Raw genomic sequence first — 11,536 nt, 5'->3', positions numbered from 1 at the left:
TGTTTTAGACTTTTAAATTGAATTTGCGTAGATGTTTTTCATTTATCCATTATAAATATTTGTTTCCTAAATTTTGAATTCGTTATTTTGGGAAAGTTGATAATTCCTTAAACATTTAATGTCTAGATCTCTTTTTTTAATTCTAGTAGCAATTGCTGTTTTTACAGTTGTAATTGCTTTAGATTATTTTGATTTGGAAGCTCTGTCTTCTGTATTAGAGTTGTCTGTAGTGCCCTTAATTACTATAATGTATTTGTTTATTAGTAAAAATAAATGCGCACTTTTGTCTGTCTTTTTTATAACTTATACAATAGGAGATATTGTTAATATTTTAGATTTTAATGCGGTATCAAACTGGTCTTATTATGTTTGTAATACAGCTTATATAGTGGCTTATTTTTTTTTAATACTATATATTACTAAAAGTTTTAGTTTTAAGCGCGTATTTAAAAATTATCTATTTGAGTTTATTGTTTTACTTATGTTGGATTTTTATATGATTTATGTTTTAGTTAATATAATTAATCCTATAAATTTTGAATCCAATTATATTGAATTAGTTCAAGCTATTGAGTTCCTTTATAGTTTGATGATAATTATCGTTTTGTCTTTTTCTTTTTTAAATTATATTCAAAATATACGCAATAAGTATCTTTTATTGTTTGTTTCTTGTGTGTTAATTGCGTTTTCAGAATTAGTATTAATAGGTTACTACTATATTGTAGATGATATTAAAATAAGTTATGCTTCTACAATATTATTTGTATGTGGAATACTTATGTTGTTCTTTCATACATTTATGGAAGCTAAAAGAGGGTATTCAACTTAGATATCTTTATTTTTTTTTCGAATGCATAAACTTTATTGTCTTTTTATCGATTAAAAGCATATTTAGACGATTATTAGTAAATTTGCTTTATATTTGTAATACCTAAATTTATTACAATGAAAATTACTAAGCTACGGTTAGTAACTGGTTTGCTTATCGTTATCGCCAGTTTGTTCATGGTTGGCGTGTTGTTTGACGTAGAAACACTCTCTGATTTTTCAAGAGCTCTTATTTTACCATTTTTGGTGTATTTATATTTTACAGTATCCGAGGTTAAAAGTAAATTCTTTGCTCTATTTCTTATTTTTTGTGCTTTTGCAGAATGTGTAAAAGTAATAATGTACTTAGATGCTTACGCTTTGTCCAAAGTTAGCAATATTGCATATATTCTAGGCTATATAAGTTTACTGCTTTACATTTCCAAAAGTATTAATTTCCAAAGGCTTTTTTCTAAGTTTAAAGTGCCGATTATTGTACTAACTGTTTTTAATGGTTATTTAATTTTTGTATTAAATCAAATGATTTTAGCAGATAGTACTATAGCCATCTATACCTTCGAGTTTTTAATAGAATGCAGCTATAATATATGTATACTCTTGGTGCTTTCATTTTCTTTAATAAACTATTTATATCACGATACTAAAAAGGGATTAATACTTTTTTTAGCTAGCGCATGTATTGTGTTTTCAGAAATGGTCCAGGTTGCCTATATATTTGTGTCTTCAGAGTATATTTTAAGGGTTGCCTATTCGGTACTTTTAATAGTCGGTTTTTATCTTCTTTACGTGTATATAGTTTCTAAAATTAATACATTTTATAAAGTTTTATTTTAAAAACGGAATGTCTTTTCTGTAGAAAAAGAGTAGAATAGTAGCTAGTGTAAATGTTATTAGTGCTGTAACAAATAAAACACCTCCATCTCCATTTACGTCTATAACTATATTTGGCTATGTGCATAAATAGTGCGCCTCCAATTACAGAAATGGTAAGAGCTACGCCAATTCAAATAGTTTTTGGTACTAGTAATAGTACACCAGCAATAAACTCAAGTATGCCAAAAGTAATGCGTCTAATAGGTTCCTTGCCAATTTATTCAAAAAAAAGGAGCACTATCTGGATGAGTAGTGACTTTAAAACGCAGTGTTTGTATTAAAACAAGGGCTATAATTATGCGCAATCCTAGTAGTATTTTGGTTTTCATAATACTAATAGCTTTGGTCGCAATATATAGTTTTGTATTACACTATTATAGAAGTGCCATCTGCAGTTTTGTTCTTTTCGGCATCAAAATAAAAATCGATTTTACCTAAATTAATACCATAGCAACCCACTTGGTTTACCAATACGTTTTTGCCTTCGCTATTTTGGGCAACAGTCGGTTTTGGTAAAAAAGTATGTGTATGGCCTCCAATAATTAAGTCTATATTTTTAGTCGCTTTAGCAAGTGTAAGATCACACACTTTATCTGGGTTTTTTGAATAGTAGTAACCTAAATGTGACAAGCATATTATTAGGTCGCAATGTTCTTCTTCTTTAAGAACTCTAGACATATCTGTAGCAATTTCAATAGGATCTAAATAGTCTGTTTCCTTGTACATGCTTTTGTTAACTAAGCCATCCAGTTTAATGCCAACTCCAAAAACGCCAACTTTAATTCCGTCTTTTATAAACACATGATAAGGTTTAACATGAGTGTCCATTACTGTGTTTTTAAAATCGTAATTGGCAGATAAAAACTGAAAGCTTGCATGTGGTAACTGTGCGTATAAACCATCAATGCCATTATCGAAATCATGATTACCAATAGTGGCAGCATCGTATTTCATTTTAGACATAAGCTTAAATTCAAGCTCACCGCCATAATAGTTAAAATATGGCGTACCTTGAAAAATATCACCAGCATCAAGTAGTAAAGTGTTTGGGTTTTCATTTCTAATGGCCTCAACTAGAGTAGCGCGTCTTGCAACACCACCTTGATTAGCATTTCTAGCATCATCAGGACCAAAAGGATCTATATGACTGTGTACATCGTTAGTATGTAATATGGTTATTTTTTTAGTTTTTACAGTTGCATTGCATGACTGAAACCCAAATCCGCCAAGAGTAACCAAGGCTGTTGCAGCAGACGATTGTTGTATAAATGTTCTACGTTTCATTTTGTTTTATTATTTAGTTTGGGTAAAGCGATTATCAATCTTCGGGTTTATGGTATCTACTTTTTTAAAGTAATCAATCATAGCATTTCTAATTTTATAGTCTAGATGGTAAACCGAATCATTAGGCTTAAAAAAGCGCATTCCATCTCCACCATCGTATAAGTAATCATTAGTCGCTACATAGTATGTTTTATCTTTTACAATAGGTTTTCCTCCAATTAAAGCTTTAGAAATTTTATAGTCTTTGTCTAAAGTAAGCTGTATACCTTGTACAGGATGCGCTCTTTTTGCATAGCTTAAATACTGCATCATACTATCCATTTGCTGTCCTTTTAATGCAATAACTACAATACTGTTTTCAAAAGGCATCACTTGAAAAGCCGTTTCTGTAGTAATATCTCCTTTAGAAATTATCGAGCGAATACCTCCATGATTTAATATTACAGCATCAATATGTTTGTTAGTCCTTTTGTTAAAAACATAATCACCTTCTTTAAAAACAACGTCTGCCATAAGGTTTCCAATAGCTGTATTTAAATGTCCGTCAGATTTGCTGTAAGTTTCTGGAGCGTAAGATAACACAGCATGCATATCTTCTTCTAATCTATCTCGATATGGAGAAATTATTGCATCAAAATCTTGGTCTATTTCAAGACTGTCTTTTATGCCAATTTGTTTACCTTCAATCTTAAAAAGTGTAGGTGGCTCTTGCTTACAAGAGGATATACATATAAGAAAGCAAATTGAAATTAATAAGTGGTATTTTTTCATGTGTAATACTTAGAATTTTATAGAAAACATTTGGTTGGTTTTCCTACTTTTGTACAAAGCATAAATATAAATGATTTTAAAAGGATTTAAAGAAAAATCTAATAAAAACTATATTAATTCTCAGTTAAAAATGAGAGTTGTTTCACAGTCTAATACTAAAACAAAACGTATTGGAGTTATTTTTAATGCTGAAGAGTTAACTAATGTTCCTATTTTTAATGCTTTAGCTGAAGAATTAAATACTAAGAAAGAAAACATAGAAATAATAGCTTTTAAGCCTCAAGTAAAAAAAGAAGAGAAAGCTTATAGTCCAACCTATACATTGAAGCATTTAGGGTGGAAAGGTACTATTAAAGAAGCTGCATTAAAACAGTTTTTAAATACAGAGTTCGATCTCTTAATTAGTTATTATAAAAAAGAAACAACACCTTTAAAGCTATTAACGGTTGCATCTAAATCTAAGTTTAAAGTTGGAATTTTAGAAACTGATGAACGTATAAACGACTTAATAATTAAAACCGAAATAAATGATTTTAAAACATTTACTTCAGAATTAAAAAAATATCTCAATATTCTAAATAAAATATAGTTAAAATGAAAAACCCTTTTTTAGGAACAGGAATCGCAATAGTAACACCATTTACAACCAAAGGAGAAGTCGATCATGAAGCCTTAGCTAATATTGTAGAATTCAATATTAATAATGGCACAAATTATATTGTAATTAATGGTACCACAGGAGAAAGTGTAACCATTACTAAGCAAGAAAAACAAGCGTGTATTGCTACAATTAGTAAAGCTAATAATGGCAGACTACCATTGGTTTTAGGTATTGGTGGAAATAATACAGCAGAAGTAATAAAAGAAATAGAGGCTACAGATTTTTCTGAACTTGCAGGAATTCTATCTGTTTCTCCATATTATAGTAAGCCAACACAAGAAGGGATTTATCAGCATTTTAAAGCAATTTCTAATGTATGTCCTGTGCCAATTATTTTATATAATGTTCCAGGAAGAACAGCTTCTAATATGTTGCCAGAAACAACCTTAAGATTGGCTAACGATTTCGAAAACATAGTAGCAGTAAAAGAAGCAGGAAACAATGTTGCACAATATTTGCACTTACTAAAAGATAAACCAGAAGGTTTTGGAGTGATTTCTGGAGACGATGATTTAGCATTAAGTGTTGCTCTTGCAGGAGGAGATGGTGTGATTTCTGTAATTGGACAAGCATTACCAAAAGCATTTTCTAAAATGATATCACTTGGTAGAGCAGGAGAAGCAAAGGAAGCTTATAAACTTCATTTTGCTTTAATGGAGATAACAAGTCTTATTTTTTCTGAAAACAATCCAGCAGGAATTAAAGCTGTTTTACAAGCTTTAGATTTGTGTAATGATACTGTGCGTTTGCCACTTGTAGTTGCAACCGATGAATTAAAACTCAAGATAAAAAACTTTTTAGCACAATTTAATAATCGTTAAATATTACTTAAAGCGCGTGGTAGCTTAATTTCAACTCTTATTTTAGCACAGAAATTATATTTTTAAAATCCATATTAATAGCGTATTTTTGCATCTTGTTTGAAAATCTATGAAATGAGCTTTAGCGAATTCCATTAAAACAGATGAAAAAACATTAAAAAGACCTGATGAAAAACATATTTTATTTACTATTATTAGTCTTAACATTTACGTCTTGTAACGAATTTCAAAAGGCGCTAAAGTCTGAAGATGCCGCTACAAAATATAAAGTAGGAGAAGAGCTGTATAATGCAGGAAAATTTTCTAAAGCGAATCGTTTGTTCGAGCAAGCAATTCCTCAATACAGAGGTAAACCTCAAGCCGAAAGATTAATGTATCTAAATGCAGATGCCTCTTATCAAATGGAACAATTTTATGTTTCTGGTTATCATTTTGAGCGTTTTGTTTCTGCTTATCCAAAAAGTTCTAAAAAAGAAGAAGCTCTTTTTAAAGCAGCTAAAAGTTATTATCAACTTTCGCCTGTTTATTCTAAAGATCAAGAAGATACTTTTACAGCACTAGAAAAATTACAGGAATACATTAATGTATATCCAGAATCTACAAATGCTACAGAAGTAAACGCTTTAGTAAAAGAATTAAGTTATAAGTTAGAGAAAAAAGCATTCGAAACTGCAAAGCAATACAATAGGATTTCAGATTTTAAAGCATCAGTTTCTTCAATAGATAATTTTATAATTGATTTCCCAGGATCTTCACTTCGTGAGGAAGCTTTATATCTTAAATTCGATTCTGCTTATCAATTGGCAACAAAAAGTGTTGAGTATAAAAAGAAAGCACGTTTAGAAGCTACAATAACAAATTACAATACCTTTAAAAGAGGATATGCTACTTCAGAGTATTTAGAAGATGCTACAACAAAGTATGAAGATGCTTTAAAACAATTAGAACAGTACAATACAAAAAGTTAATATAACAACTATGGATTTAAAAAAAATCGATGCTCCTTTAAGTACAACAACTTACGATAGAAATAAAGTTGATGCACCAACAGAAAACATCTACGAAGCAATTTCAATAATTGCAAAAAGAGCAGAGCAAATTAATTCTGAAATTAAAAAGGAATTAATCGAAAAGTTGGAGGAGTTTGCAACTTATAACGATTCTTTAGAAGAAATCTTTGAAAACAAAGAGCAAATTGAAGTCTCTAAATTCTACGAAAAACTACCTAAGCCACATGCTTTAGCAGTTAAAGAATGGTTAGATGGTAAAGTTTACCATAGAAGTACAGAAGAAGAAAACCAAGACTAATTACTATGTCTATTTTAAGCGGCAAAAATATACTTTTAGGCATTAGTGCTGGTATTGCTGCTTATAAAACAGCCACATTAGTAAGAGTGTTTATAAAAGCAGGTGCAAACGTAAAAGTTGTAATGACGCCTGCTTCTAAAGACTTTGTAACACCTCTTACACTTTCCACACTATCTAAAAATCCTGTGCATTCTTCGTTTTATAATAAAGACGATGAAAATGCAGAATGGAACAACCATGTAGAGTTAGGCCTTTGGGCAGACTATTTTTTAGTTGCTCCTGCCACTGCAAATACCTTGTCTAAAATGGCAAATGGCACTTGCGATAATTTGTTGCTAGCAACTTATTTATCTGCTAAATGTCCAGTGTATTTTGCACCTGCAATGGATTTAGATATGTATATTCATCCTTCAACAAAAAACACTTTTGCTAAACTAGAAAGTTTTGGGAATATTATGATTCCTGCAACTTCTGGAGAACTAGCTAGTGGTTTGGTTGGGCAAGGTCGCCTTGCAGAACCAGAAGATATAGTTGCTTTTATGGAAGCAGATATTTTAAAAAACCTACCTTTAAAAGGTAAAAAGGTTCTTATTACAGCTGGTCCTACTTATGAAGCTTTAGATCCAGTACGGTTTATTGGAAATCACTCTAGTGGTAAAATGGGTTTTGAAATAGCAAAAGCATCAGCTAATTTAGGAGCTGAGGTTATTTTAATTACTGGCCCTACACACCAAAAAATAAAGCACAGTTTAATACAAGTTATACCTGTTATTAGTGCGCAAGACATGTACGTTGCTTCTCACGAGTATTTTAGTACTGTTGATGTTGCCATACTTTCTGCAGCAGTTGCAGATTACAGACCAAAAGAAATATCTAAGAGTAAAATAAAAAAGAAAGGTGAAACGTTAACACTAGAGTTAGAGAAAACAAAAGATATTTTAGCCTCATTAGGAGCTATAAAAACAAATCAACTTTTAGTTGGTTTTGCATTGGAAACAGATAATGAATTGGAATATGCAAAAGGCAAACTAAAAAAGAAGAATTTAGACTTAATTGTTTTAAATTCGTTAAAAGATAAAGGTGCAGGTTTTAAAACAGACACTAATAAAGTAACCCTTATCGATAATAAAAACAACATAAACGCTTATCAATTAAAATCTAAAGCAGAAGTGGCAATAGATATACTAAGTGTTATAACACAAAAATTAAATGCGTAATCTACTTATACTTTTAGTCTTTTTTACAACAAGTCTTGGGTTCTCTCAAGAGCTTAATTGTAATGTGGTTGTAAATGCACAGTTAACTGGTAACGAGAATATTCAGGTTTTTAAAACCTTAGAGAAACAATTAACAGAGTTTGTAAACAAAACACAGTGGACTAAAAGAAAATTTAAGCCTCAAGAGCGTATAGATTGTAATATTGTAATTAATATTACCGAGCAAAATGGTGAGAGTTTTGAAGGCTCAGTACAAGTGCAATCGTCTAGACCAGTGTTTGGTTCTACATACACAACGCCTATTTATAATATAAACGATAAAGATTTTTCTTTTAGATATTTAGAATTTCAAAATTTAACTTACAACGAAAACCAATACGAATCTAACCTTGTATCTGTATTAGCATTTCATATCAATATGGTGTTGGGTTTAGATGCAGAATCTTTTGCAATAGAAGGTGGAAACACTTATTTTAAACAAGCACAACGTATTGTAAATTACTCTCAGCAAGAAAACTATAAAGGTTGGAAATTAGAAGATGGGTTACAAAGTAAGTTTGCGCTTATCGATAATGTTTTATCTCCAACATTTAGCGACTTTAGAACCGTAATGTATAATTACCATAGAAAAGGTATGGACATTATGAGTACAAGCAATAAAGACGCTAAAAACGAAATAGCTTTAGCGCTTGCTTACTTTAGAAAAATGAATGCGAACAGACCAAACTCTTATTTAGCGCGTGTGTTTTTTGATGCTAAAGCCGAAGAAATTGAGCAGATTTTTTCTGCTGGTCCAAATGTAGATATTACTAGTTTAGTAGACTTATTAAATAGAATAGCACCAACGCATGCCAGTAAATGGAGGAATATTAAGTATTAAATAAATTTATTTTATTTAATATACAACCACTTATTGAATACCGAGTACTTAATACTGAGTACTAAATACCAAACACACCATGTTAACTTCGTTATCCATTAAAAACTACGCGTTAATCGACCACTTACAAGTTGGTTTTAATAATGGGTTTACTATAATTACAGGAGAAACAGGAGCAGGGAAATCTATATTATTAGGAGGACTCTCTTTAATATTAGGAAAACGAGCAGACTTAAATAGTCTTCGTGATAAAGAAACAAAATGCATTATTGAAGCTAATTTTGATGTCACTAACTACAAATTAGAAAGCCTTTTTAAAGCCGAAGATTTAGATTTCGAACCACAAACTATTATTAGACGTGAGATTCTGCCAAGCGGAAAATCTAGAGCTTTTGTAAACGATTCTCCAGTAAAACTGTCAAGTTTACAGCTTTTAGGAGCACGCTTAATCGATATTCATTCGCAACACGAAACACTTCAGTTGGTAGATGATGCTTTTCAATTTCAAGTTATTGATGCTTTAGCGAATACGCAAGAGGGCATTCAAGAGTATTCTCAAAAACGATTAGAATATAAAAAGCTAAACAAGGAGTTAGATCAACTTGTTGCTTTTCAAACCGAAGCTATAAAAGAACACGATTATAATTCTTTTTTGCTAAATGAATTAACCCAAGCCAAACTAAAGACAGGAGAACTAGAAACTTTAGAAGAAGAACTTGAGACATTAAGTAATATAGATGCTATTCAAGAAAAACTAACAGCTTCAACTCAGTTATTAAGCGAAGAGCAAATAGGTGTATTATCTAGTTTAACCGAATTAAAAAATACGCTTAAACAGTTATCGGTTTTTTCAAATAAATACGAAGACCTTTATAATCGTGCAAACAGCAGTTTAATAGAATTAGACGATGTATTTAGTGAGCTCGAAGTATTTCAAGACGACTTAGAAGCAGATCCAAATAGGTTAGCCGAAGTAAATAGCAGGTTAGCAACACTAAATAACCTGTTTCAAAAACATGTGGTAAACTCAATAGAAGAGTTGATTACTATAGATATGGAACTTTCGGATAAAGTATCGGCAACCGAAAATGTAGAAGCAGACATCGATAAAAAGAAATCTGAAATCTTAAAAGTAAAACAAGATTTAGATGCTGTGGCATTAGTTATTCATAATAAAAGAAAGAAAGCAATTCCTTCTTTAAAAAAGAAATTAGAAGCTATTTTGGTACAGTTAGGAATGCCAAATGCACAGTTTAATATCGAGTTAATAATTACAGATACTTATTATGCTAACGGAAAGGAAGATTTATGTTTTCTGTTTTCGGCAAATAAAGGAGGCGATTTTAAACCTTTAAAAAAGGCAGCTTCTGGAGGAGAGTTATCACGTATTATGTTAGCAATAAAATCTATTCTTACCCAATACATTAAGTTACCAACTATTATGTTCGATGAGATAGATACTGGTGTGTCTGGAGAAATATCGAATAAAATGGCAGATATTATGGCTGGAATGAGTACAACAATGCAAGTGTTTAGTATCACACATTTACCACAAATTGCAGCGAAAGGGCACACGCATTTTAAAGTGTATAAAGAAGATGTAAATGAGGTTACAACTACCAATCTTGTAAAACTTAATCATGATGAGCGTATAGTAGAAATAGCACAAATGCTTGGAGGAATAGAAGTTTCAAGTTCTGCTTTGGCGCATGCGAAAGAGTTATTGAATTAATATTTGCTAAGAATAACCTATCGAAGCGCGTTTTTGTAGCTATTAAAAAATAGCATGGCTTTTTTAATTCATGAAACCCTATTTTCAATAATTAAATCTATTTTATAGCATCTTAGGATACATAATACATAACTAACCACTAAACAAATAATAGCATGTCATACAATTTATTAAAAGGAAAAAAAGGAATTATATTTGGAGCATTAGACGAAAACTCTATAGCCTGGAAAACTGCAGTACGCGTTCATGAGGAAGGCGGAACATTTGTACTTACTAATGCACCAGTTGCAATGCGAATGGGACAAATAGATGAATTAGCAAAAATAACAGGTTCTCAAATTATTCCTGCAGATGCAACTAGCGAAGAAGATATACAAAATCTAATAGCGCAATCTATGGAAATTTTAGGCGGTAAAATAGATTTCGTTTTACACTCTATAGGTATGTCTATAAATGTAAGAAAAGGAAAACATTATACAGACCAAAATTATGCCTGGACCCAAAAAGGAACAGACGTATCTGCAATGTCTTTTCATAAGGTTATGCAAACGTTGTACAAGCAAGACGCAATGAACGAATGGGGAAGTATAGTAGCTTTAACCTATATGGCTGCACAACGTGTTTTTCCAGATTATAACGATATGGCAGACAACAAAGCCTATTTAGAAAGTATAGCGCGTAGTTTTGGTTATTTCTTTGGAAGAGATAAAAAAGTAAGAGTTAATACCATTTCGCAATCACCAACACCAACAACAGCAGGAACAGGTGTAAAAGGTTTTGATGGTTTTATAGCTTACGCCGAAAAAATGTCGCCTTTAGGGAATGCTACTGCAATGGATTGTGCTAATTATACAATAACTTTATTTAGCGATTTAACAAGACGTGTTACTTTACAAAACCTTTATAACGATGGAGGTTTTAGTAATATGGGAGTAAGTGATGCTGTTATGGAAGCTTTTGTGGAAGGACAGGAGAAATAATTGTTTTTAATTTATTTAAAAAGCCACCCAAATTTATTTGTGTGGCTTTTTTTGATTATAATAAAATGACTGTTAGTTTGTTCTTGAATTTTTATAGAATAGTTACTAGTGAATCAACTTTAATCGTGAAAAAACAGCACATTAACGATTTGTTGTTTTTTTAATATAATGTATAACATAT

The 11,536-nt window shown here is 31.0% G+C and carries 13 protein-coding genes; 11 read left to right on the top strand and 2 right to left on the bottom strand.

What is annotated here, in order from left to right; all coding sequences use genetic code 11:
* Window positions 1-118: 118 nt before the first annotated feature.
* The 3 genes from CW733_RS07185 (at window position 119) to CW733_RS16435 (ending at window position 1,982) form a co-directional block, all read left to right on the top strand.
* Complete coding sequence (locus CW733_RS07185) at window positions 119-829, top strand: hypothetical protein (protein WP_100996554.1); 711 nt, start codon at window positions 119-121, stop codon at window positions 827-829.
* 116 nt (window positions 830-945) lie between these two features.
* On the top strand, window positions 946-1,662 hold the full coding sequence (locus CW733_RS07180; protein ID WP_100996553.1) for a hypothetical protein: 717 nt from the start codon (window positions 946-948) through the stop codon (window positions 1,660-1,662).
* A 116-nt stretch (window positions 1,663-1,778) separates the two neighbouring features.
* The gene (locus CW733_RS16435) at window positions 1,779-1,982 is read left to right on the top strand and encodes a hypothetical protein (RefSeq protein WP_157811556.1); all 204 of its coding nucleotides are present in this window, start codon (window positions 1,779-1,781) and stop codon (window positions 1,980-1,982) included.
* Window positions 1,983-2,067: 85 nt separating this feature from the next.
* Here CW733_RS16435 and CW733_RS07170 read toward each other — a convergent pair whose 3' ends face one another.
* The gene (locus CW733_RS07170; RefSeq protein WP_100996552.1) at window positions 2,068-2,985 is read right to left on the bottom strand and encodes a bifunctional UDP-sugar hydrolase/5'-nucleotidase; all 918 of its coding nucleotides are present in this window, start codon (window positions 2,983-2,985) and stop codon (window positions 2,068-2,070) included.
* Between the two features lie 9 nt (window positions 2,986-2,994).
* The gene (locus CW733_RS07165; RefSeq protein WP_100996551.1) at window positions 2,995-3,756 is read right to left on the bottom strand and encodes a 5'-nucleotidase C-terminal domain-containing protein; all 762 of its coding nucleotides are present in this window, start codon (window positions 3,754-3,756) and stop codon (window positions 2,995-2,997) included.
* Between the two features lie 70 nt (window positions 3,757-3,826).
* Here CW733_RS07165 and CW733_RS07160 point away from each other — a divergent pair, with 70 nt between their 5' ends.
* The 8 genes from CW733_RS07160 to CW733_RS07125 all read left to right on the top strand — a co-directional run bounded on the left by CW733_RS07160 (window position 3,827) and on the right by CW733_RS07125 (window position 11,355).
* Complete coding sequence (locus CW733_RS07160; RefSeq protein WP_100996550.1) at window positions 3,827-4,345, top strand: hypothetical protein; 519 nt, start codon at window positions 3,827-3,829, stop codon at window positions 4,343-4,345.
* Between the two features lie 5 nt (window positions 4,346-4,350).
* Window positions 4,351-5,238 carry a 4-hydroxy-tetrahydrodipicolinate synthase gene (gene dapA / locus CW733_RS07155; protein WP_100996549.1) on the top strand — a complete coding sequence of 296 codons (888 nt, stop codon included), beginning with the start codon at window positions 4,351-4,353 and terminating at the stop codon, window positions 5,236-5,238.
* Between the two features lie 167 nt (window positions 5,239-5,405).
* Window positions 5,406-6,206, top strand: a complete 801-nt coding sequence (locus CW733_RS07150) for an outer membrane protein assembly factor BamD (RefSeq protein ID WP_100996548.1) — start codon at window positions 5,406-5,408, stop codon at window positions 6,204-6,206.
* 10 nt (window positions 6,207-6,216) lie between these two features.
* Window positions 6,217-6,546: a DNA-directed RNA polymerase subunit omega gene (locus CW733_RS07145; protein ID WP_055446514.1), complete on the top strand. Its 330-nt coding sequence runs from the start codon at window positions 6,217-6,219 to the stop codon at window positions 6,544-6,546.
* A 5-nt stretch (window positions 6,547-6,551) separates the two neighbouring features.
* Window positions 6,552-7,763, top strand: coding sequence for a bifunctional phosphopantothenoylcysteine decarboxylase/phosphopantothenate--cysteine ligase CoaBC (coaBC, locus tag CW733_RS07140; RefSeq protein ID WP_100996547.1), 1,212 nt, complete (start codon window positions 6,552-6,554; stop codon window positions 7,761-7,763).
* On the top strand, window positions 7,756-8,643 hold the full coding sequence (locus tag CW733_RS07135) for a DUF4835 family protein (protein ID WP_100996546.1): 888 nt from the start codon (window positions 7,756-7,758) through the stop codon (window positions 8,641-8,643). Before coaBC ends, CW733_RS07135 begins: the two co-directional genes overlap by 8 nt.
* Before the next feature lie 79 nt (window positions 8,644-8,722).
* Complete coding sequence (gene recN / locus CW733_RS07130) at window positions 8,723-10,375, top strand: DNA repair protein RecN (RefSeq protein ID WP_100996545.1); 1,653 nt, start codon at window positions 8,723-8,725, stop codon at window positions 10,373-10,375.
* Between the two features lie 155 nt (window positions 10,376-10,530).
* Window positions 10,531-11,355, top strand: a complete 825-nt coding sequence (locus tag CW733_RS07125; protein ID WP_100996544.1) for an enoyl-ACP reductase — start codon at window positions 10,531-10,533, stop codon at window positions 11,353-11,355.
* Window positions 11,356-11,536: the final 181 nt, after the last annotated feature.

Source organism: Lacinutrix sp. Bg11-31 (assembly GCF_002831665.1).
Classification (GTDB): Bacteria; Bacteroidota; Bacteroidia; order Flavobacteriales; family Flavobacteriaceae; genus Lacinutrix.
Note: the sequence above shows the minus strand (reverse complement) of the source record. Positions and strands in the feature narration are given on the sequence as shown.

What these genes read in the sequence shown, in the direction of transcription:
- dapA (WP_100996549.1), top strand. Translation starts at nt 4,351, where the DNA reads ATGAAAAACCCTTTTTTAGGAACAGGAATCGCAATAGTAACACCATTT.
- CW733_RS07165 (WP_100996551.1), bottom strand. Translation starts at nt 3,756, where the DNA reads ATGAAAAAATACCACTTATTAATTTCAATTTGCTTTCTTATATGTATA.
- CW733_RS07160 (WP_100996550.1), top strand. Translation starts at nt 3,827, where the DNA reads ATGATTTTAAAAGGATTTAAAGAAAAATCTAATAAAAACTATATTAAT.
- CW733_RS07135 (WP_100996546.1), top strand. Translation starts at nt 7,756, where the DNA reads ATGCGTAATCTACTTATACTTTTAGTCTTTTTTACAACAAGTCTTGGG.
- CW733_RS07170 (WP_100996552.1), bottom strand. Translation starts at nt 2,985, where the DNA reads ATGAAACGTAGAACATTTATACAACAATCGTCTGCTGCAACAGCCTTG.
- coaBC (WP_100996547.1), top strand. Translation starts at nt 6,552, where the DNA reads ATGTCTATTTTAAGCGGCAAAAATATACTTTTAGGCATTAGTGCTGGT.
- recN (WP_100996545.1), top strand. Translation starts at nt 8,723, where the DNA reads ATGTTAACTTCGTTATCCATTAAAAACTACGCGTTAATCGACCACTTA.
- CW733_RS07150 (WP_100996548.1), top strand. Translation starts at nt 5,406, where the DNA reads ATGAAAAACATATTTTATTTACTATTATTAGTCTTAACATTTACGTCT.
- CW733_RS07180 (WP_100996553.1), top strand. Translation starts at nt 946, where the DNA reads ATGAAAATTACTAAGCTACGGTTAGTAACTGGTTTGCTTATCGTTATC.
- CW733_RS16435 (WP_157811556.1), top strand. Translation starts at nt 1,779, where the DNA reads ATGTGCATAAATAGTGCGCCTCCAATTACAGAAATGGTAAGAGCTACG.
- CW733_RS07125 (WP_100996544.1), top strand. Translation starts at nt 10,531, where the DNA reads ATGTCATACAATTTATTAAAAGGAAAAAAAGGAATTATATTTGGAGCA.
- CW733_RS07145 (WP_055446514.1), top strand. Translation starts at nt 6,217, where the DNA reads ATGGATTTAAAAAAAATCGATGCTCCTTTAAGTACAACAACTTACGAT.
- CW733_RS07185 (WP_100996554.1), top strand. Translation starts at nt 119, where the DNA reads ATGTCTAGATCTCTTTTTTTAATTCTAGTAGCAATTGCTGTTTTTACA.